Source organism: Rossellomorea vietnamensis (genome assembly GCF_025398035.1).
Lineage (GTDB): Bacteria > Bacillota > Bacilli > Bacillales > Bacillaceae_B > Rossellomorea > Rossellomorea vietnamensis_B.
In genome coordinates, this window is the sequence record NZ_CP104558.1 from 1,832,532 (window position 1) to 1,853,850 (window position 21,319).

A 21,319-nucleotide genomic window follows, 5' to 3' on the forward strand; every position below is an offset into this window, starting at 1 on the left:
CATGACCATCATGATTCTTGGCGCCTTCTTTACGATATTTAATCAAACCACCATGACCGTCGCCCTTCCCACGATCATGGATGTGTTCAGCATTGATGCATCCACCGGGCAATGGCTGACGACGGGTTATATGCTCGTGAACGGAGTACTGATACCCGTCACCGGCTTTTTAATGCAACGCTATACGACGAGGCAGTTATTCCTTAGTGCCATGCTGATCTTCCTTGTCGGTACGGTTGTCTCGGCCCTAGCACCCAATTTTCCTGTTTTACTGACCGGCCGGCTGATTCAGGCTGCGTCCACCGGGATCATCATGCCGCTCCTGATGAACGTAGTGCTGAAACTCTATCCTCCGGAAAAAAGGGGAACCGCCATGGGGACCGTCGGCCTCGCGATCATTTTCGCTCCGGCAATCGGCCCGACACTGACAGGCTATGTCCTTGATGTGTTTCCTTGGCAGACGTTATTCTATGGAATGATTCCGTTCATTCTGATCATCATCGTGTGCGGATTCATTTTTCTCAGGAATGTGTCGGAAACGATTGAAAGCAAGATGGATATCGTCAGCTTGATCCTTTCCACGATTGGATTCGGCGCCTTGCTTTATGGGTTCAGTGAAGCGGGAAGTGAAGGCTGGGGCAGTATTGAGGTCATTGCCACACTGAGTGTCGGGGTTGTAGCCGTAGTGCTATTCTCTTGGAGACAGCTGGTTACGGAACGACCGTTTCTTGACCTTCGAGCGTTCAAGTACAATATGTTCACGTTGACTACTCTCATCAACTGCGTGATTACGATGGTCATGTATGCAGATATGATCCTGCTTCCGTTGTATCTTCAAAACGCCCGTGGATTCACCGCCTTAGAAGCGGGATTCCTGATGCTCCCAGGTGCATTACTGATGGGGCTGTTGAGTCCTGCGGTGGGAAGATTATTCGACCGTTTCGGGGCAAAATGGCTTTCGGTTATTGGAATCACCATCATACTGGTCACAACGTACACGTTTACGGATTTATCAGATTCCACAAGCTATATGCATCTTATTCTGATGTACGCCGGACGCCGGATCGGGATGGCCCTCTTCCTGATGCCGCTTCAGACGGCCGGGCTGAATCAGCTTCCATCAAGTCTCCATTCACATGGGACCGCCATTTCCAATACGGCAAGGCAGGTCGCTGGGGCCATCGGAACGTCCCTCCTCGTCACGATTATGACGAGCCGGACGAAAGAACATCTCCAGGACATCATGATGGAAGGCTCAGATGCATCGAAAGCCCATATGATCATGGAAGCATCGATCGGGGGAATCAACGATACCTACTTCGCCATCATGATCATCGGAGCCGTCAGCTTAGTCCTGTCCTTCTTCATCAAGAAGATAGAACAGGCACCCGAGGAGACACTCATGTCGCGTTCGAGTTAATATAATGAGAGGCATCATCCTGTGACAGATGATGCCTCTTTTTTATAAATTCAGTTAATTTTTTGAGTAGATTTCACTCTGATTTCTGTCCCAAAGAACCTCCACTTGAAACTTCGTATTTAAGATACCTACGAGCTTCTCCGTCGTCTCCTCAACAAACCGTGAAATTTCATCCGGGGTTTTAAATAGTCAAATGGATAATTCGGATCCAAGGCGAAGGCATACGAGTCGCTAAGATAAAACTCCGTGATCCGCTTGATTTGTCTCGTAATCTGATTTTCCGGAAAGATGTCCAGGTAATCCGGGAAACGATCAATATGTTGGAAAACCCGATGGAAATTCGTATCCTTGTTTTCCTGTAAGTACACAAAGTCCGAACCATACCAATCCCCTTTTACCTTTTTCGTATATTCAGGCGTTCCAAGGATCGTTTGATAAACAGGTTCTTTCTTCTTTTCACGATGCATCCGACTCCACTCTACATCGGTCACGAAATGAAGATAGTAACCTAAATAAAAAGAGGAGCGAGGTTCAAGGAAATCGTCTTCCTTCTGTATGTACTTTCCCCAAAACAATTCAGGATTTATTTTCCCATCATCCTTAAAGTGAGTAGCGATTTTGTCAGGAAAGAAGATACCTGTCTCCTGATCAGGCAAACCACAATCCGGCCCGATATTCCCCACGACAAACTCTTTTTCAGAGGCCCGCAATCCTCTATTCAGCAAATTCTCCGCAATTCTGAAATGTGCCATCCACGTTGCCACTGTGTCCAGTCCCCTTTTCTCCTTATTTTCCCAACAGCTAAAAAAACACTCATCTATAATAGACGATTGTGAAGACCGTTAAGTTTCACTAAAACCACCATTTCCCATTTATTCTAAATAATAAAAAATAAGCATTGAATTGCAGTCAATAATTTGAAATAATTGGAATTGCCAAATTTATTCCAAAGACCTTTTTAGCAGAAAAGAGGATGACATATGCTGAAAAAGATACCCTTCAGGCGGATACGTTGGCCAGGGTGGGTTGTGCTGATCGTAATAGGATTTTCTTTCATTTATGGGATGGCCCAGCTCGTCGATGCGATCCGGTTTGACCCTGAATCGGAAGCAACATCTCCACCGGGCATTGAATTCAAGACGGAATCGACGGATGCAGATACGTATACAATGTCCACCGAAACTCCGGTTATGGAGGATCCACAAATCAATAAGCCCCTCAACGACTGGATCAAGAAAGAGAAGGAAGACTTTTTAAAAAGGGTCAAAGAAAACAAGAAAGAGCTTGGAGAAGGGTACCGGGCCCACCTCATCATCCAGGCCGACAGCAGGAAATCGACACAGGATACATATAGTATCATGTTTCACTCGTACCAACTGGTCAATGATGTACGGGCAAAAGAGCAAGTGAAGACCTTTACCCTCAATGTGGCAGAAGGGAAGTTCATCAAGCTGCCGGACATCATGACGACGAATGATGAAATGATCCAAACGATCCGGACCCGTATTCAAAGGCATGCCAATGCAAAAATGCAGGAAGCGTTAAAAGATCCGGCAACCTGGAATTGGACATTAAACGGGAAGGCACTCACCTTGTATTTCAATGATATCGACGAAGCCGGCCCAACCCGGGTGGAAGTCCCCATCCATGCCATTCTCCCCTATCTGGATGATAAGATAGCCGACACCCTGGAAGTGGCAGAGGCGTCGATCGGAGTGGGAGAGAAATATGTGGCCCTCACTTTTGATGACGGCCCCGACCCTCACGTGACACCACGGATTCTAAACGTATTGAAAGAACATGACGTTAAGGCAACCTTTTTCATGTTAGGCAATCAGGCAGAGAAATACCCGGCCATTGCGAAGAGCGTGGCAGAAGCCGGACATGAAATCGGGAATCATACGGATCATCATAAGGATTTAACGAAAATCGGCAGAGAACAGATGGCTCAGGAAGTCTTGGCTTCCCGTGAGAAAATCATGGATGCGACCAAGGAAATCCCCGTCATGCTGCGCCCGCCTTATGGTGCGATCAATCAAGACGTAGAAACGGTCGCCAATGATAATGGGACTTCACTCGTCCTCTGGTCCGTCGATTCGCTTGATTGGAAGAACAAAAATGCAGCTGCCATCAATTCTGTCGTTCAGAAGGAAATCGCTCCAGGTGCCATCATCCTCCTCCATGATGTTCACTCCACCACAGCCGATGCGTTACCGACCCTGCTTACGACTCTTGAAAAAGAGGGTTATCATTTCCTCACCGTCTCTCAACTGCAGTCGAAGCTGGCAGCGGAAACCGCGAGCCCCTTTTATGGGAATATGAAAAAGGGATGAAGCTTTTATATGCTTCATCCCCTTTCTTTATTCATCATTCATGCCCTTACCGTCCAGAATATGTTGCACGTACTTCTCCACCCTCGACTCCCGGGTTTTCGATTGTTTCGCTTTTGAAATATAAAGGATATAGGCACGCTGACGTCCAGGCGTCAAGGCTTCAAAAGCCGTTTTCAGCTCCGGCATGTCATCGAATTTCTGTTGAAGCTCTTCTGGCACGGGATATTCTTCCGTCTTTTTCAACTCCACTGTGAGACCTGCTTTTTCCACTTCAATGGCTTCCTGAATATACGCTTTCAGGATCTCTTTCATTTCGATGATTTCCTGAGGATTGGTGAACCGGATCTGGCGTGCCGCCTGCACATTTTCCGTCTGTTGGATCAGAATCCCTTGAGGATCCTTGAGTAACGCACCTTTGTGAAACAAGAGGGCACAGTAGTCTTTGAATCCATGCATCAACACGATGTTTTTTCCCTCTAACGTGTAGCAAGGATGCATCCACTTGATTTCTTCCTCCAGTTCCTCAAAGGAAAGAAGGATGCTTCTCAGCCTTTCATATTCTTCCTGCCACTGCTTCGCTTTTTTAATGAATCCATCAACCTTGCGACTAGGCTTGATCACATGCACCACTCCTTTCTTCTATTTCCGCCAAAAGCCTGTGAATTCAGCTTTTTCTTGAATATTATAGGTGATCATATCCTCAAGCAGTTTGTAATTGACGGGATCTTTCCACGGGATGCGAAATAAACCTTTCGTCGCACTGTAGCCGGCTTCTTTAATTCGGTCGGCGAAATGCACCATTGTGACCTCTTCAGGTGCAACGCTTACATGATGCTTCGCAGTCGAAATCCCGATGATAAAGGTCCCGTGATCCGTAAACATCGGCGTATTCCACTTGATGACAGGTTCCAATTGTGGGAATGTCTCCTGCACCCAGGTCAGGATTTCCTCCATCCGCGCACGATGATCGGGATGATCGATACCTTCTAAAAAGCTTGAAAAGACGTCCATATTAACTCCTCCTTATCTCTGCTTTTCTTCGCAAGACCGTAATAAAACCGTCCAGAATATCATGGGAAATCGTGAAACCCTTTCTCTGATAAAATGCCAGAGCATCATCATTCCCATTCGAGGTGAAGACAAAATAATCCTCGACATCTTCAAACTCTGCCAACCATTCCATCGACATATTGTACAGTCTTGATCCGATTCCAAATTGTCGATACCCTTCCTTTATGTAAAACTGCGAGAGACACCCTACGTTCTCTCTTTGGACAGTCGAAAGGTCGAAAAACGTGGCAAAATCATTCGAATAGACTTCCTTTGGTGAGATGTTCGTATACACATAGGCGATGACTTCGTCCTGTCTATCGTGATCCTTCACGACCACCAGGAAATTATGTACTGCATTTTCTATAGACGGCAGCATCCGCGTGTCAAAATTCATGCTGTCAAACCGTTCCGGCGCAATGGATGCTTTCGACTTCTGGAAGAGCATCAGTTCATTGCAAAGATCGCGGCAGGATTCGGCCTCTTCTTCAGGAATTACTTCATACTGTAGATTCATCTTTATCATTCCCTTGTTATAAGCTTGCATCATCTCTTATGTAGATATTTCTCGATTGGTTGGCGGTTCTCCTTTATGATCAAGTAGAATCTCCACGAGAAAGTAGCCTTTCGAGGGTCAAATGGCTCTGCTAAACCATAGAGAACGCCCGCTCTCTCTCCTCATTATTCCAAAACCACGCAAACTACTCAAGAAAATGATCAATGGTTTTCCTTTAATTAATGATAAACAAAAAAAGCTCTTTGTCATTCAAGACAAAGAGCTCCCCTTTTAATGTCCAACGGCTTTATCAAGTGCGCCCGGCTGATTGTGAACAGCCAGCCTGTTCACAAGTTTATTGCTTTCTTCGTTTAATCCAATCAAGGTGACCTTCACACCGTTCTGGTGATATTTGATGACCACTTTATCGATGGCCCCTACAGCTGAGTCATCCCAAAGATGGGCATCTGTAAGGTCCAATGTCACTTCTTTCACCTGTTCCGTGAAATCAAACGATTCAACGAACTCCGTTACGGAAGCAAAGAATAACTGACCTGATACCCGATACACCTTTTTATGCGGTTGATCGGTGGATAGCGTCGTAATCTTCACTTTCGAAATTTTGGAGGCAAAGAATATGGCACTCAAGATGATTCCAACCAGAACCCCTTTTGATAAATCATGTGTCAGGAGCACGGTAATGACCGTCGCCAACATGACGACCGTATCTGATAATGGCGTCTTATGAAGATTCTTAATGGAAGCCCAATCGAATGTCCCGATGGAAACCATGAACATCACACCGACAAGCGCAGCCATCGGAATGGTGACAAGGAAGTCGTTCAATAACAGAATCAGGATCATCAAGAACACCCCGGCTACCAATGTAGACAAACGTCCTCTTCCGCCTGATTTTACGTTGATGACCGATTGACCGATCATGGCACACCCTGCCATCCCGCCAAAGAAAGCAGAAACGATATTCGCAACACCTTGTCCTTTTGCTTCCTGGTTCTTATCACTTGTTGTATCCGTCATATCATCCACGATGGATGCGGTCAATAAGGATTCAACCAATCCGACAATCGCAATGGAAAGGGAATAGGGAAAGATGATCTGTAACGTTTCAAAGGTAAACGGAATATCCGGGATCAAGAAGATCGGTAACGACTGAGTCAGCTGTCCCATGTCACCCACGGTCCGCACATCACTATTGATCAAAACAGCGACCACGGTGATGGCAATGATGGCAACCAATGGAGATGGTACCGCTTTGGTGAAGCGCGGGAGGATATAAATAATCGCCAACGCCCCGGCAACCATCGCATACATCACCCATGACTCCCCTACAAAGTGTGGCAGTTGTGCCGTAAAGATCAGAATAGCCAAGGCATTTACAAATCCGATCATGACGGAACGGGGAACAAACTTCATTAATCGCCCCAACTTGCATACACCCATAATAATCTGAATGACACCCGTCAGAATGGTGGCGGCCAGTAGATATTGCAGCCCGTGATCGGCCACAAGATTAACCATCACCAGAGCTGTTGCACCGGTTGCGGCGGATATCATGCCGGGGCGCCCACCTACAAAAGCAATGACCACAGCAATACAGAAGGAAGCGTACAATCCGACCATCGGATCGACACCCGCTATGATCGAGAACGCAATCGCCTCGGGAATCAAAGCCATGGCTACAACCGTTCCAGCCAGGACATCCCCACGGATGTTTCCAAACCACTGAGATTTAATTGTTGATAAATTCATTATGCACCTCTTTTTAAGAAATTTTTTTGTTGACTTTCAACTCTCATGAAAGTCGGGTCCGTTAAACACAAAGGCCATTATATAACGAATCCCACTTGTTGTGAAGCCTCCAATTAAACGTTCACAAACCTTCATTTCTTTCATTTTCTTATAAATACGTTCATTTTCGACAGAATCCAACTTTCCATTAAATTTACATAAACGATTGTAAAGGATATTAGATGGTCATAGTCGAATACCTTACATAACTCGAAACAACATAGAAAGGAGATTCAATCATGTTCAATAAAATTTTATTAGCAACAGATGGGTCCGACCATTCTATTAGAGCAACTGAAAAAGCCATCGCCCTTGCCTCCTGCCAAAAAAACGGCACCATTGAAGTGGTGTATGTTATTGATGGGAGACAATCAAGAGACGATGTACTGCAACATTGGGGAACCGACACCGCTGACCATCGAAAGAAGAAACTTCTACTCATCGAACAGAAAATCAAACATGCGAGGATTAACTATACAACTCATTATTTACACGGGGAACCAGGTCCCACGATCGTCAAACATGCGAACGAGCACCAATTTGACGCAGTGGTGATTGGAAGCAGAGGGTTGAATACCCTTCAGGAAATGGTCTTGGGGAGTGTGAGTCATAAAGTCGCGAAAAGAGTGAAGTGTCCTGTGATGATCGTGAAATGACAGAACCCCTTGGGCCCACTGGCCGAAGGGGTTCTGTTCATTGCAGGTCTCAACGCATCTCTTCTATTATATCCTTAGACTAGCAGTATGAACTTTCTTCGTTTTCTTCAGAAGAACAACATCGTTCTTGTACCACTTCTTTTATCTCAATCTGACAACACCCTTCGGAATCGCTTTTCTTATCCCCCAGTAAAATCTTAATGAAATTCATATCATCCATCCCCTTCCATTTTTAAATCAAAAAAAATTGATTAATTGTATACATCAACTTTATTTGATTTATACTCTTAGTATATGTTTCACTTTTCAGAATAGCAATTAATAAATCAAAAAAAATTGATTTTGGGAACCGGCATCCAGTCAGCTGCATAGGATAATACCAATACATCAAATATATTTGATTTAATTCTTGACACATGAAAATAATGGATATAAGATGATTACATCAAGAAAATTTGATGAGAAACGAGGATTGAGTGATGACAAACGACATTCCATTACAAGACGTATCCAACACGAAGATATTTGAAACTTACGAACAGAAGTTCAAAGCCATTGCCGATCAAAAAAGGCTTCAAATCATGAACATTTTGACGATGAAAGGCGAAATGTGTGTATGTGACCTCGCTCCATTAATGGATATGAAGCAATCTAAATTATCGTATCATTTGAAGATACTCTTAGACGCGAACATTGTGACGAAAGAAACTAAGGGAACTTGGAGTTATTACAGTTTGAACCAGGATGAGATCAACCACCTGCTTTCAGCCGAATTATGTTGCCTGTTCAGGCCATCCTGTTAAATTTTTAAAGTTTATATCAATTTTTTTTGATTAATAAATCAACTTATTTTGATTAACGGAGGAGATACCAAATGTTTAATTTCTATAAAGATGAAATGATTTTAAAACAAAAAATACGCGACATGCAGGAAAGGGTCGCCATGCATCACGCTAAATCGGCATCATCCATCAACACTAAGAAAATCGAAGACCAACTATGCTGCGGCCCTTGCTGCCCGGCCGTTTAATCAGGAAAGGGGACGGTCACTATGTGGGGGGAAACAGTTAAAAGCTTTCTGGAAATTGCACTGGAATTAACGGTCTTGTTTGTGGTCATTTCATTTGCCATCAGTTTACTTCAAGGGTTCATCCCTTATGAAAAAATCGAGAAAATGATTTCGGGGAAAAACAAGGCTTGGGGTGCCGCCGCTGCGATCGTTTTTGCATTTGTCACTCCATTTTGCTCATGTTCAACGATACCGGTTGTGGTAAATATGTTGAAAAAGAAATTGCCTTTTGGGATTGTCATGATCTTCTTATTTGCTTCACCCGTTTTAGATCCCACGATCTTGACAATCATGGGGGTTATCCTCGGGTGGAAAGTAGCTTTCATTTATACTGTGGTGACGACCATCTTCTCAATCAGCATCGGCTTCTTACTCGAGGCATTCGGATTTGAAAAGTATATAAAGAACGTCATGATGACCGGTTTTAATGAAGAAGAGAAAAGGTTCTCCTTAAAGGGTGCCTGGAAGGAAACCATTGACTTGATGAGAAGCGTTTATCCCTACCTCATTATTGGAGCTGCCATCGGTGCCGTCATCCACGGACTCGTTCCGACTGAGTGGATTTCCGGTTTCTTTGGAAGGGAGCACTGGTGGCTCATCCCGATCGCTGCCATTGTCGGGGTTCCTTTATATATACGACTGTCCAGCATGATCCCGATTTCTCAGATCCTGATAATGAAAGGGATGGCCCTCGGTCCTGTCATGGCGATGATGATCAGTTCCGCCGGGGCCAGTCTTCCTGAAGTGATCCTGCTGAAATCCATCTTCAAGAAGCAGTTGGTCGTGACATTTGTTCTGTCGGTGATCACCATGTCCACCGTATCGGGATTTATCTTCTATCTCATCTGATAAATTGAAAAGAGGCAGCTGCTCATATGCAGCGGCCTCTTTATGTTAACAACATTGATTGGCACCGATCAGGACCAGCCCTACTCCATCAGGGGTAGTTTCGATATCGATCGTGTATGCATCTGTTCCCTCCATTGAAGGGGCGATGGCAACGCGGATGCCATTGATGGTTTCAATCGTGTCTGTCGGTTCCGGGTCGTCCATGGATACGGCGATCTGTGGGCCGCAGCAGCCTGCTGTGGACGATAAACGGATCCCTTCTGCTCCCTGTTCTTGTAACACTTCCGTTAATACGGTTCTCGCTTGATCTGTAATGTGCATATGTGTTCCCTCCTATTTATTCGGGTAAAGTTTTCGTAAAGACTCCATCATTTCAGGTTTCACATTGATTTTAGGACGGGACTCTTGGGCCATGGCTTCCGCTTCCTCCAACGTTTCGGCGAATCCAAGTTCAAGAAGGGTTCCAACCGCGACTGTACCTGTACGGTTGCTGCCTCCCTGACAGTGGAAATAAATGTTCTTCCCGTCTTTATAGGCTGTTACCACTTGCTCGATGGAAGCCTTGATGGAGTCGTCTTGATCCCCTTCGTTGTCGACAATCGGACTGTGAATGCGTGAATAAGTCGCATCACTTTTCGGTGATTCCGCCCTTAAATCGAAGACAAGATCGATAGTTTCGTGTTTTACGGCTTCTTCTGCGTCATCCGCTCCGCCTATATAAATGCGGTCCTGGACCAGTTCATGATAGTTTTTCATGCTTGTACCTCCACTAGTTTATTAGATAATCTTTCAACTTCTTATATCCGATTTTCTCTTCTGCCATCCATGGGATCGTCGCTGTCTTTTCTGCAAACTGGTTCTGTACTTTTAAAATCCAGTCCTTTTCAGATTGTGCTTTCCCCTTTAAAACGGGATCATTCGTCTTGGTCTCCAGCAGGCTTTGGTTGATCACCCACCACTTTGGAGTGATGGAAGCGCGCTTAAGGTCCTCCTGCAGACGGGACGATTCCAAGACGGGTGTTGCTTCAGCCAAGGTGACAATGACTACAGCCGTTTCCTCCGCATTTCGCAACTTTGGCAGGAGCTCTTTTACACTTGCAGGGACGTCACCTGTCGATTTCTGGATTTCTTTACTATATGATTCTGCTGCATCCAGTAGCAGAAGGGTGTGGCCGGTAGGGGCCGTGTCGATGACGACGATTTCATCCTCCGATCGTGCCACCACTTCACTGAATGCGCGGAAGACGGCAATTTCTTCGGTACAAGGGGAATTCAAGTCTTCCTCAAGATAAGCAAGTCCGTCCTCATCGACGTTCTCTTTCGCCTGATCCAACACCTCTTGCTTATATTTTTCCACTTCCGTTTTCGGGTCAATGCGGCTGATCGTCAAGCGTTCGTTTACTGCATCCCCTGCATCCTGCTCAAACTGGTAGTGGATATGAGCTGCCGGATCCGTCGTCGTTAAGTGAACTTTATGCCCTTTTTCAACGAGCCCTACAGCGATGGCAGAAGCTACGGTTGTTTTTCCGACTCCGCCTTTCCCCATGGTGAAAATTAAAGATGTTTCATTAGTGGAGAAATCTTCAATTAAATCGTTCAGCTTTTCCGTTTCAATAAACAAGTCCTGATCTTGATCGGAATATGCCGGCATCGTCGACTTGAATAAGTGACGCAGGTTCTCGACTCCTGTCAATGAATACGATACGAACGGAAGAGAATAAGCCACCAACTGCTTCAGTCCCTCTGGCATCGTTCTTAAAGCTTGTTGCTGTTTGTTGTAAAAAGCAAGCGAAACAGAATCTCGGGCCACTCTTTCCTTTAGTAGTCCGTTCACGAGGAGAAGTTGATGATTCAATCCGATCTCCCTTAATTCAAGCGCTGCTCTATTCGCTTCCATAAGGGATGATCCATCTGCTCTCGTAACAAGTAGCAGGGTGGTTCGATCCCGGTCAGATAATGCAGAGACCGTTTTGGAGTAAAGTTCTTTTTTCTCTGCGAGCCCGGCAAGTGGACCTAAGCAGGAAGCCCCGTGGGTACTTTCTTCCAGAAATCCGTTCCAGGCTGTCGGAAGCTGCAATAAGCGAAGGGTATGCCCTGTCGGAGCTGTATCAAACAGGATATGATCGTACTCCTCCGTGATCTCCTGATTGGACAGGAGGCCCGAAAACTCGTCAAAAGCGGCAATCTCCACTGTACAGGCTCCGGACAATTGTTCTTCCATGGTCGCAACCACCGAATCCGGGAGAACTCCCCGATAAGGACCGACCACTTTATCCCGATACGCCCGCGCAGATTCTTCCGGATCAATATTGCTGATCCACAGATTGTCGACGACCGGAACCTGCGTCGGCGTGTTGGAACAGTCCATTTGAAACACATCCTGCAGGTTCGACGCGGGATCGGTGCTGATGAGCAGGACTTTCTTTCCCTGATCGGCCAAGGCAACCCCTGTGGCACTGGCTGTGGACGTCTTTCCCACGCCTCCCTTACCTGTTATAAAAAGGAAGGGGGTCTTCACCACTTGCTGAGGGACATAAGATTGAAACATACATCTCATCCTTCCTTATTTCCGTGATTTCAAGTCGAGGGATAGTCGGACTTTCGGCTTCTTCGTCAACTCTTCCGCTGAAAGGTCGAACCATTCAGCCATCTCTTCGTTCGTAGGATAATTCCCTGACTTCACGACGTCACCATCAAGCAGTACAAGTGGTAATGAGTCCGGCCCATTTTCCTGGAGGACTTTGCTGATGACCGGATTTCCTGCGAACTTTTCAGGCTCGCTGGTCAACTGATAACGGGATACATCATATCCCTTTTGCTCAAGGGAATACACAGCAGATGCAATCCTGGTCAACTCGGGATCGACGCTTGGTCCGCATACCCCGGTTGAACAACACATTGCTGGATCGAAAATCTCCATTTTACTCATCGTATCTCTCCTCCTTTTTATTAAAACGCCAGAAAAGAAGCCAAGAGAACACCGTCTCTTGGCTATGTGTTTTTATTCGCCCGTTTCAGCAAAACGGTGGATTCTCTCTCCTACCTCATCACGTACGCGTTGGAAGAATGCCCATTTCTCTTCTTCCGTTCCTTCTGCCTTCGCCGGGTCATCGAATCCCCAATGAACACGTTTCACTTGTGGAGGTGTCACCGGGCATTTATCCGCTGCGTCTCCGCAAAGTGTCACGACTAAATCAGCATTATTCAGGATCTCAGGATCGATGATATCGGATGTTTGATTTGTAATGTCGATATCGACCTCTTTCATCGCTTTCACTGCATTAGGATTTAAACCGTGCGCTTCGATTCCTGCGCTGTATACGTTCCACTCGTCACCTAAGTGTTTTTTCGCCCAGCCTTCCGCCATTTGGCTGCGGCATGAATTCCCTGTACATAGGAAGTAGATGGTTTTCTTTGACATGTTGAATCTCTCCTTTAGTTTTTGTTAGATGATTAATAACCAGATATAAAGCCCGACCAGTGTGATGAATAGGGTTGGGATGGTCAGGATGATTCCTGTTTTAAAGTACGTCCCCCAGGGGATTTTTACCCCTTTTAAAGAAAGGACGTGTAGCCATAATAATGTTGCCAATGATCCGATCGGGGTAATCTTCGGTCCAAGATCCGATCCGATGACGTTGGCGTAGATCAACGCTTCTCGTGTGACACCCGTCGTATCCGTGCCGGCAATCGCCAGAGCATCGATCATCACCGTCGGCATATTGTTCATGATGGACGATAGGATCGCCGCGATGAATCCCATTCCGACTGTGGCTGCAAATAATCCTTGATCAGCCGTCATCTGGATGACATCCGAGAGCACATTGGTCAGTCCTACATTACGTAGACCATATACGACCACGTACATCCCAATGGAGAAGAACACGATGGCCCACGGAGCGCCTTTGATGACGGTTTTCGTATTGACTGCTGCACTTCTTCTAGCCATGAACAAGAAGAAGATGGCTACGATCCCTGCAATGATGGAAACTGGCACGCCAATGAATTCACTGGCGAAATAACCGATAAGGAGAATCGAGAGCACCACCCATGAAAGACGGAACATCTTGATATCCTTAATGGCATCCACAGGCTTCTTCAGCTGAGAAACATCATAATTCTTCGGTATGCTCTTTCGGAAAAAGAGATACAGAACTAAAATACTTGCTCCTAATGAGAATAAATTCGGCACAATCATCCGTGAAGCAAACTCCACAAATCCGATCCCGAAGAAGTCAGCGGACACGATGTTCACGAGGTTACTGACCACTAAAGGAAGAGATGTCGTATCCGCGATGAATCCGCTGGCGATGATGAACGGAAACACAAGCTTCTCACTGAAATTCAGATTCCGTACCATCGCAAGCACGATCGGTGTGAGGATCAGCGCCGCTCCGTCGTTTGCGAATAGAGCCGCCACCACTGCTCCAAGAAGTGACACGTAGACGAACATCCTTACGCCGTTTCCTTTTGCCGCCCTTGCCATATGCAAGGCAGCCCATTCAAAGAATCCGATCTCATCAAGGATGAGAGAAATAATAATAATTGCTATAAATGCTAATGTCGCATTCCAAACGATGCCGGTCACATCAACCACGTCGCTGAAATCGACTACCCCTACGATCAGGGCAATTACGGCTCCGCCGATGGCTGACCATCCAATGGAAAGTCCCTTTGGCTGCCAAATGACGAACACAAGGGTGATGAGAAAAATCACAGATGCTAATATAGTCATAATTCCTTTTTTACCTCCTATTATTCACAAGAAATGCGTAAGCCCTGCTCCTCCAATTCCTTCAATTTGAAGTCCTGATTCGGCAGGTGGTCCAGGAGGCTTTGGATCATGGGGAAGTATTCACTTTCACGATTAAGGGAATATATGATCCATTGACCACGTCGCTTCTCCCTTACGATTCCTACATCCTTCAACTTACGGACGTGCTGACTAATAGCAGGCTGACTCGCTTGAAAAATCTCCACGAATTCACACACACAACAATCATTTGTATCTAGTATCTTTACCATGGTCAACCGGGTTTTATCCCCTAGTAACTTAAGAATGGTCGCGGATTTGTCTATTTCAACCGTCGATGCTTTCATCCACTCGCCTCCATATATTAATGTATGCTTATATAATAGTTCACTTATATATAGATTGCAAGATGTTTTTGTATTCTACTTAGACGCTGCTTTAGAATTATTGGACACTGTGTACTGATTTTGTGAAGAGATAGAGAAAAGGAACGGAATTAAAGAAAAAACCGGAGATTGTTCCCCGGTTTTAATCTATTTTTAAGTAATAGTAAAACAGACACCAACCAACTGAAACGATTAAGGCTCAATGAGATCCGTATCCGGAGGAATATACCCCAGCTGTCTGCCAATTTTCACGATTTGGCCTTTATGGTGAAATTCATGTGTGACGGTATGGGTATACAACCATAATGCAGAAATCTCGGCACTATCGTCTTCCCCGAAGGATATGTGCATGGTGTGATCCCACTTCCCTTTGAACTCCTCTAGAAATTCATGAAGCAGGTCATCCGTCTTCCTGAAAATGTCACGCATTTCCTCTACAGTGTTTGCGGAATCCGCAGTGATTTTAGGAAGGGACCGACCTAGCGCACGACTTCCCAGCCATACACGGTAGCAATCTGCTACGTGAACATGCAGATTGCGGATGGAGTCTCCTCCAAACGATTCAAGTTCTTTTACATAATCCGCTTGGGACATCGTTTCACAATAACGGAATAATAATTCTCTCGTACGGCGGATCCAGTCATATTGATTTATAAAAACGTCCATCTTTCGGCCTCCATTTTTGAAAAGTGTATAGGTTAATCATTCTATTTTCGAGCTTATATTTCCTTTATGTATGAAAAGATATCTAATAAACCCTCTCAACGTCTAACCAGTAAATAATCAGGAGCTTCTTTCTTTACGAAATGCTTCTCAATGAACGATAGTACTTCCTCATTTCCAGGTAAAGACACAATGCCCATTGCGTCTTCAAAGGACAACCATCTATAATCACTATGCTCTTCGTTTAACACCACCTCCTGATCATCTGCTACGAATCCCACAAACACAGGCGCGATGTATATGTAATTCCCTTCAATGGAATAAATCCGATCAAAGGTGTTGGCAGAATATAAGGAAAGGTTTGTGATGCCTGTCTCTTCTTCCACCTCTCTGTATGCGGCTTCCCAGGCTTTTTCGCCTTCCTTGATTCCTCCGCCGATATAGCACCATTCATCTTTCAAGACAGATTCGGCTCTTTTCACGAGTAATACTTTGTGTTGGTCATCCTCTTTTTTCAGTAATACGACGGCGACTCCTGTACATCTGATTGGTACTTCACTCATGTCATCACCCTCTTCGCTTCTGTCCACAATCGCTGGACCCTTACAAGTTCGAGACCACTAAATTCCATTCGATAAATATCCGGCTTGGATGTACTGTGCAGGAAACTCAAATCAAAGCGGCTGTCATAATGGCCCATCATCAGCGTCATGATGGCTCCATGTGTGCCGACCGCAATTTTCTTTCCTTCATATGTATGTAAGAGTGTATTCAATACGGCAATGGCCCGACTTTGACATTCGGCATTCGATTCCGCACCCTTTAAGGCAAAATCCGGGTCGCTGAACGACGCCTCCAACAAAGGCTCCAGCTCCTGGTCGGAAATCCGTTTGTTACCTGTGGAAAAGATCCTTTCCTTCAGGTCTTCTTCTACGATCGCAGATTGTCCGATATGCTGACTTATCCCTTCTACGGTTCGAACTGAACGGAGGTAGGGACTTGATACCACGATGTCCATGTTTTCCTTTTTCAGCAGTTCGGTAACTTTTTGGGCATCGACTAACCCTTTTTCCGTTAAACCCCGTGTACGTTCAGGACCTTCTTTTGGTGAGTCGCCGTGTCTTATCATATAGATGTAGGTATTCAAACTGGGATTTCCTCCTCTCACTGATAAAAATCAGTTCCTTTTATAATAGAAATGGTTCAACGTTCTATATTGGGTGGTCATCGCAACAGGATTCATGCCGGTTCCATCCACTTTCATGCGAGATCTGAAACAATCATGCGGAGTTCATATTTATCGTGCGGGAATAGAAGAAATCATGCGGGATATGAGATCATCGTGCCGGTTTGTCGAATTTTCTTTACACATAGCTCCCCGCTCAGTCTCCTAAACTCTCCCCCGTCAAAATTTCAAACAAACGAGCAGAGTCTTCCTTTGTCAGCTTGGCATACTCATCTGTACCCTGCATGACCTCGAGTTCATCTTTCATCGGACTGATCCACACCTGGTGCAGCATGGCCTTTGTATCGATATTCGGATTTTTAAATTCATACATAAAACGATAACCAGGAGGCCGGATGAAGTCTACTTGTGCATCCTGCCAGTGGACATCACGTAGGATTCCCCTTACCTCTTCCACCTGTTTGGTATCCGTGACCTTGTTAAACTCTTCATATTTATCTTCATTTCCGACCTGCTTCTCGACGACGATGTTTTGTTTTTCGCCACCGATTCCCAACACGTTTACCTGACAGCCGACCAATAGAATCGCAAGAATAATGAGGGCCATTCTTTTCATCTGCATTCCACCTCACCCCATTAGAATGGCATCATACAATTCCACCCGCACATCAGAAGGGTCCCCAGGCTGGTTTTCTTTTTGATAGATTTCTAGATTCCAACTCTTGGTGGAACGGGTATACCCGTTTTCATGAATCCACTGGTGCAGCTGCTCGTAGCTCTGCCGGATGTCATGATTGGGACCCTGGTGAAAAATCGTGCCATAGGTGTGGGGCGGAATGGTCAAGGTGATCATGTCTGTTGAAATGTCTCCATATTCACTTACCTGCAACCCGATCCAGTAACCATCTTCCTCCGGGGATGATGCTTCTACTATAAAGGCACCGATCTGCTGATCAGGGTGCAGGGCATGATGGATTTCACCCGCTCTTTCTTTCAACTGCTTCGCCGCTTTCGGGATTTCCACCACGTACTCGTCACCAGGGCAAACGACCCTGAACCCCACTAATTTCACTTCTCCCACACTTTTCAATTCTGCCATCATTTACGCCTCCTCTATCCAATCATTAAGGTTTTCCCGGACAAATGCGATATCCTTCTGGTAATGTTCCACATGCCCTTCTTTTATCATCTTTTGAAAAGCAGGGTCCCCTTCCCGTGCTTTCCGGTGGATGGTTTGACATATAGCTTCCAATCGACGAAGGACCATCTGAAGATCTTCCATTCCAAAATCAATACCATACGATTCAAAGAACCGTTTCACCCGCTCTTTGATCCTCGCTGCATCCCGCTCCCGGTCGTAATGCATAGCGTCACCCGTTTCTGAATAACGGACACGGCTCAAGGGTACACAGGTGTACAGGGTATAGGCAATGTCCCACCGTCTTGGACCGGGTCCTGCCACGTCGAAATCGATGATTCCTACAGGATGTTGTTTGTTGAAAATGATGTTGTATATGGCGAAGTCATTGTGACATAACACCTCAAAGGGTTCTGGCGTGAGATCGATCGGTTCCCAGCCGTCGTCGATGGGGAAATCGCTCACGGCGTCATGATAGTGCCTGAGCATCTCCGCGATACCGCTAAGCACCTCATCTGACCACATATATTCCTTTAAAGGATAATTCCCCGCTTCCCCTTCTATGAACGATAAGATTTCCCTGCCTTTCTCATCGAGGCCGAGAAACGCCGGTGAGTGCTGGAATCCTTTCTTTTCGAGATGGTTCAGAAGCTTGTGAATCCGGGCGCTCTCAGGCTTCAGTTCCCGACGGACTGTATTTCCAGAACGGTAGACGGTCGAGACATTCCCGCCGGTTAGTTTTTCTTCATGTGACATAAGCTACCCCCCATGAAACCAATTTGATCCTACAATCCCAATTATTTCAAAACTCAAACCATTTCACAATCCCCTACTCGCTTCCATGAAAAAACCTCTCGTTTTCACAAGAGGATCAGCTTTTCTTCGGCAAGAGGAGCGTGACGGTCGTTCCCCAGCCTACTTTACTTTTCACGGACATTTCTCCGTTGTAGTCATTCATGAGCTTGAAGCATATGGTGAGGCCGATGCCGGTCCCTTTTTCTTTATTGGTGAAGTAAGGTTCCCCGATCCGGGCGAGGCGCTTCTTGGAAATGCCTTTCCCGTTGTCGATGATCCGGACCCGGATACACTCATTTGTCTGATCTAGCTTGATTTTAATCTTGCCTTTTTCCTCGACGGCTTCAAGACTGTTCTTGATCGTATTGAGGAGCACCTGTTTGAAGTGAGATTCATGAAAGGCAACCAGGGTGTCGGACGGAAGTGTGCTCGACATGTAGATCCTTTTATTCTGCTCCGCCGCAACAGCGTCGAACAGGATCCTGACATGGTTGACTTCATGATGGATATTGAGCTCCATGTCTTCTTCACGGAGGTCGCCATCGTCATTCGCTTCGGGCTTTGCAAGCAGCAATAGCTCCCTCAACACTTCATTTACCCGATCGATTTCTTCGAGCATGATTCCTTCATACTGACTGTCCACATTCTTTTCTTTCATAAGTTGGATGAATCCCCTCACCGTCGTCAGTGGATTTCGGATTTCATGGGCAATGCTTGCGGCGAGTTCCCCGATGACCTTGCTTTTTTCAGTGGAGAGGAGAAGTTGTTCATTCTGTTTCTGATTGGTGAAGTCGATTCCATAAAACAAGGTGTACAGTTCCTTGTCATGATAGCGCAAGGTCGTGGTGCCCCATTGGATATAGTGGACTTCACCATTGATGCGGGTCAGCTTCTGCAATTCACCGCGTGTGATTTTCAACTGATGTGCCTTCAGGAAGTTGGAAAATGTCATGCCCATCATCTGTTCTCCGGATATCAACAATAAGGCACAGATGGAATGATTGATCTTCACGATCCGATTCTCTTTATCCAGTACAACCAGATAGTTTGGGTTGATATTCATGATTTCTTCCAACAGATTGCTTTGTTTCACGAGACTGTCATTCGCCACATTCAGCTGTTCCGATTGCATTTGGAAGAAGCCGAGAAACAGGAGGATGGCGACAAGGATGGAATTGAAGCTTGAGAAATATAAAGGCAGCACACCAAATCCGCTGATGACCCCGTTTAAGAAAACAAAGAAGGAGCCAAACACAAGCTTGGAATAAAAAAGACGGAAAAAGGCGTCATGTAGCTTTAATGTAAGGCCAAGAAGGAAAAACGTGTGAACAAATACCAATAACACATTAATGATGAAAGTAGAGTTAAGCATCCCATACACGGGAATGAAATGAGAAGGGGCGAACGCCGTTTCCGGAACGAGCGCATACGAGGTGACTCCGATCTTAGTGAAGTTTATCCCGTATACAATGAGACTGAATCCAACGAGGAACAGGAGCACCGCTTTATTAAAGAACATGTGATATTTCCTTAATTCATCATGCCTTTCTACAAGATAGTACGCAAAATAATACATGACCGGCATGATCAGAATTGGGCCGATCCGGAAGAGCCTGAACGCATGATCGATCAATTCTGGAGAAAAATAGTCATTGGCATATAAAAAGGCAATATCAATCTGCCATAAACATAATAGAAATAAAAATATGGATAGGGCTTTGCTTAAGGTGGATGTTGAATAGAATAATAGCGATCCTGAAATGATGACAGGAATGAATGAAATGGCAACTAACAGAACAAACTCCATTAACCTCTCCCCTTTTGCGATGATCATGCAGATGTTGAATCCCTTGTGAGGTAATCACATTACGTTTCTGTAACTGAGGGATGCTTTCTTATTTATATCGGATTCCGAACGATCTTGTTGAACAACTTACCTAAATTCCTTCCGGCCCCCATGCAGCTTAGAAGAAGACGCTTCCATTATTCAGGTAGGCGAATAGACCCACATAATCTATTTTACTGAATTACGAAAGAAAACTATATATATTTCCCTAGTGAATAAACGTTACTTTATGGTAAAAAAGGATTATCGTTGGAAAAAATCATATAAAATCCCGCCTCCATGGAGAGAAGCGGGATCGTTTAGATGTGGATTTGGGCAAACGGCTAATATAGTAGAATCGGGGATCATTTCTTTCTGTCCTTCAGAAACGATACAGCAATGGCTGCAATGACATCACCAATCGCCGTCAAGAGTGCCATCATCCACTCACCCCATCCTTTTTCTTAACGAACGGGCTGATAGCCGTTCCGATCGCTAGACCAAGAAACGCAGCAATGGCATAGAAACCGATGGCCATCCCGTCCCAGCCTCCGACCATGAAGATACTGTATAGAATGGTACTGAGACAGACCAAGCCCAATAGTGCAGACAAACTGAATACGATATGATTACGGGTAAACCTGGCGATCAAAACAATCAGACATGCTGAAATGACAAAAAGCATGATGATTGGCAGCCATCCCTCTAACATCAACATATTGCCACCCCCTATTAAACTCCTCTGTTAAACCACCATAAGAAAAAGAGTATCACGGCCACAATAAACCCAAGGAAGGCAACCACATGTTTTCTTTCCGTTTTTTTCTTACCGGAATGAGCAGCAGCAATACCTCCGGCCAATGGCAAAGAAATGGCGACCCACATCCAGAA

Annotated in this window: 28 protein-coding genes; 6 read left to right on the forward strand and 22 right to left on the reverse strand. The window is 45.4% G+C overall.

All coding sequences use genetic code 11. The features are described 5' to 3' along the window. The first annotated feature begins 1 nt into the window (after nt 1). On the forward strand, nt 2-1,420 hold the full coding sequence (locus tag N5C46_RS09390) for a DHA2 family efflux MFS transporter permease subunit (RefSeq protein WP_261752326.1): 1,419 nt from the start codon (nt 2-4) through the stop codon (nt 1,418-1,420). 128 nt (nt 1,421-1,548) lie between these two features. On the opposite strand, the gene N5C46_RS09395 is transcribed toward N5C46_RS09390, so the two are convergent. Then, the gene (locus N5C46_RS09395) at nt 1,549-2,184 is read right to left on the reverse strand and encodes a zinc dependent phospholipase C family protein (RefSeq protein ID WP_261751825.1); all 636 of its coding nucleotides are present in this window, start codon (nt 2,182-2,184) and stop codon (nt 1,549-1,551) included. A 216-nt stretch (nt 2,185-2,400) separates the two neighbouring features. Here N5C46_RS09395 and N5C46_RS09400 point away from each other — a divergent pair, with 216 nt between their 5' ends. Then, the gene (locus tag N5C46_RS09400) at nt 2,401-3,753 is read left to right on the forward strand and encodes a polysaccharide deacetylase family protein (protein ID WP_261751826.1); all 1,353 of its coding nucleotides are present in this window, start codon (nt 2,401-2,403) and stop codon (nt 3,751-3,753) included. A gap of 27 nt (nt 3,754-3,780) precedes the next feature. Here N5C46_RS09400 and N5C46_RS09405 read toward each other — a convergent pair whose 3' ends face one another. From N5C46_RS09405 to N5C46_RS09420, 4 genes are all read right to left on the reverse strand, one after another. Beyond that, on the reverse strand, nt 3,781-4,374 hold the full coding sequence (locus N5C46_RS09405; protein ID WP_420720444.1) for a YdeI/OmpD-associated family protein: 594 nt from the start codon (nt 4,372-4,374) through the stop codon (nt 3,781-3,783). Between the two features lie 18 nt (nt 4,375-4,392). Beyond that, nucleotides 4,393-4,764 carry an iron chaperone gene (locus tag N5C46_RS09410; protein ID WP_261751828.1) on the reverse strand — a complete coding sequence of 124 codons (372 nt, stop codon included), beginning with the start codon at nt 4,762-4,764 and terminating at the stop codon, nt 4,393-4,395. 1 nt (nt 4,765) lies between these two features. Continuing rightward, nucleotides 4,766-5,320, reverse strand: a complete 555-nt coding sequence (locus N5C46_RS09415) for a GNAT family N-acetyltransferase (protein WP_261751829.1) — start codon at nt 5,318-5,320, stop codon at nt 4,766-4,768. 270 nt (nt 5,321-5,590) lie between these two features. Further along, nucleotides 5,591-7,069: a SulP family inorganic anion transporter gene (locus N5C46_RS09420; protein ID WP_261751830.1), complete on the reverse strand. Its 1,479-nt coding sequence runs from the start codon at nt 7,067-7,069 to the stop codon at nt 5,591-5,593. Nucleotides 7,070-7,347: 278 nt separating this feature from the next. Between N5C46_RS09420 and N5C46_RS09425 the strand changes: the two genes are divergently transcribed. Then, nucleotides 7,348-7,764, forward strand: coding sequence for a universal stress protein (locus N5C46_RS09425; protein WP_261751831.1), 417 nt, complete (start codon nt 7,348-7,350; stop codon nt 7,762-7,764). A gap of 79 nt (nt 7,765-7,843) precedes the next feature. Here the strand turns inward: N5C46_RS09425 and N5C46_RS09430 are convergent, their stop codons facing one another. After that, nucleotides 7,844-7,975, reverse strand: a complete 132-nt coding sequence (locus tag N5C46_RS09430; RefSeq protein WP_261751832.1) for a hypothetical protein — start codon at nt 7,973-7,975, stop codon at nt 7,844-7,846. 268 nt (nt 7,976-8,243) lie between these two features. Between N5C46_RS09430 and N5C46_RS09435 the strand changes: the two genes are divergently transcribed. The 3 genes from N5C46_RS09435 to N5C46_RS09445 all read left to right on the forward strand — a co-directional run bounded on the left by N5C46_RS09435 (nt 8,244) and on the right by N5C46_RS09445 (nt 9,682). Next, entirely contained in the window at nt 8,244-8,567 is a 324-nt protein-coding gene (locus N5C46_RS09435) for an ArsR/SmtB family transcription factor (protein ID WP_261751833.1), read from the forward strand. Nucleotides 8,568-8,638: 71 nt separating this feature from the next. Continuing rightward, on the forward strand, nt 8,639-8,794 hold the full coding sequence (locus N5C46_RS09440) for a hypothetical protein (RefSeq protein WP_261751834.1): 156 nt from the start codon (nt 8,639-8,641) through the stop codon (nt 8,792-8,794). 21 nt (nt 8,795-8,815) lie between these two features. Next, the gene (locus N5C46_RS09445; RefSeq protein WP_261751835.1) at nt 8,816-9,682 is read left to right on the forward strand and encodes a permease; all 867 of its coding nucleotides are present in this window, start codon (nt 8,816-8,818) and stop codon (nt 9,680-9,682) included. A 45-nt stretch (nt 9,683-9,727) separates the two neighbouring features. Here N5C46_RS09445 and N5C46_RS09450 read toward each other — a convergent pair whose 3' ends face one another. From N5C46_RS09450 to N5C46_RS09525, 16 genes are all read right to left on the reverse strand, one after another. Continuing rightward, complete coding sequence (locus N5C46_RS09450; protein WP_261751836.1) at nt 9,728-10,003, reverse strand: adhesin; 276 nt, start codon at nt 10,001-10,003, stop codon at nt 9,728-9,730. A 12-nt stretch (nt 10,004-10,015) separates the two neighbouring features. Continuing rightward, nucleotides 10,016-10,438, reverse strand: a complete 423-nt coding sequence (locus tag N5C46_RS09455) for a protein-tyrosine phosphatase family protein (RefSeq protein WP_261751837.1) — start codon at nt 10,436-10,438, stop codon at nt 10,016-10,018. A 13-nt stretch (nt 10,439-10,451) separates the two neighbouring features. Further along, nucleotides 10,452-12,230 (reverse strand): arsenical pump-driving ATPase, encoded by a 1,779-nt coding sequence (gene arsA / locus N5C46_RS09460; RefSeq protein ID WP_261751838.1) that lies wholly within the window; start codon nt 12,228-12,230, stop codon nt 10,452-10,454. 15 nt (nt 12,231-12,245) lie between these two features. Then, nucleotides 12,246-12,611, reverse strand: a complete 366-nt coding sequence (gene arsD / locus N5C46_RS09465; protein ID WP_261751839.1) for an arsenite efflux transporter metallochaperone ArsD — start codon at nt 12,609-12,611, stop codon at nt 12,246-12,248. A 72-nt stretch (nt 12,612-12,683) separates the two neighbouring features. Then, entirely contained in the window at nt 12,684-13,103 is a 420-nt protein-coding gene (gene arsC / locus N5C46_RS09470) for an arsenate reductase (thioredoxin) (RefSeq protein ID WP_206854179.1), read from the reverse strand. A 24-nt stretch (nt 13,104-13,127) separates the two neighbouring features. After that, a complete protein-coding gene (locus N5C46_RS09475; protein WP_261751840.1) occupies nt 13,128-14,417 on the reverse strand; it encodes an arsenic transporter in 1,290 nt (429 codons plus the stop codon). Between the two features lie 20 nt (nt 14,418-14,437). Continuing rightward, a complete protein-coding gene (locus N5C46_RS09480) occupies nt 14,438-14,782 on the reverse strand; it encodes an ArsR/SmtB family transcription factor (protein ID WP_229593121.1) in 345 nt (114 codons plus the stop codon). A 231-nt stretch (nt 14,783-15,013) separates the two neighbouring features. Beyond that, entirely contained in the window at nt 15,014-15,487 is a 474-nt protein-coding gene (locus N5C46_RS09485; RefSeq protein ID WP_261751841.1) for a DinB family protein, read from the reverse strand. A 95-nt stretch (nt 15,488-15,582) separates the two neighbouring features. Then, nucleotides 15,583-16,047 (reverse strand): NUDIX hydrolase, encoded by a 465-nt coding sequence (locus N5C46_RS09490; RefSeq protein WP_261751842.1) that lies wholly within the window; start codon nt 16,045-16,047, stop codon nt 15,583-15,585. Continuing rightward, nucleotides 16,044-16,631: a histidine phosphatase family protein gene (locus N5C46_RS09495; protein ID WP_261751843.1), complete on the reverse strand. Its 588-nt coding sequence runs from the start codon at nt 16,629-16,631 to the stop codon at nt 16,044-16,046. The genes N5C46_RS09490 and N5C46_RS09495 overlap by 4 nt, the downstream gene beginning before the upstream one ends. Before the next feature lie 235 nt (nt 16,632-16,866). After that, nucleotides 16,867-17,286, reverse strand: a complete 420-nt coding sequence (locus N5C46_RS09500) for a YhfM domain-containing protein (RefSeq protein WP_261751844.1) — start codon at nt 17,284-17,286, stop codon at nt 16,867-16,869. A 12-nt stretch (nt 17,287-17,298) separates the two neighbouring features. Then, entirely contained in the window at nt 17,299-17,769 is a 471-nt protein-coding gene (locus N5C46_RS09505; protein WP_261751845.1) for a GyrI-like domain-containing protein, read from the reverse strand. Nucleotides 17,770-17,772: 3 nt separating this feature from the next. Then, complete coding sequence (locus tag N5C46_RS09510) at nt 17,773-18,564, reverse strand: phosphotransferase (protein ID WP_261751846.1); 792 nt, start codon at nt 18,562-18,564, stop codon at nt 17,773-17,775. 115 nt (nt 18,565-18,679) lie between these two features. After that, nucleotides 18,680-20,410, reverse strand: a complete 1,731-nt coding sequence (locus N5C46_RS09515) for an ATP-binding protein (RefSeq protein WP_261751847.1) — start codon at nt 20,408-20,410, stop codon at nt 18,680-18,682. A gap of 457 nt (nt 20,411-20,867) precedes the next feature. Continuing rightward, the gene (locus tag N5C46_RS09520) at nt 20,868-21,146 is read right to left on the reverse strand and encodes a YesK-like family protein (protein ID WP_261751848.1); all 279 of its coding nucleotides are present in this window, start codon (nt 21,144-21,146) and stop codon (nt 20,868-20,870) included. A gap of 14 nt (nt 21,147-21,160) precedes the next feature. Continuing rightward, entirely contained in the window at nt 21,161-21,313 is a 153-nt protein-coding gene (locus tag N5C46_RS09525) for a hypothetical protein (protein ID WP_261751849.1), read from the reverse strand. Nucleotides 21,314-21,319 lie beyond the last annotated feature (6 nt).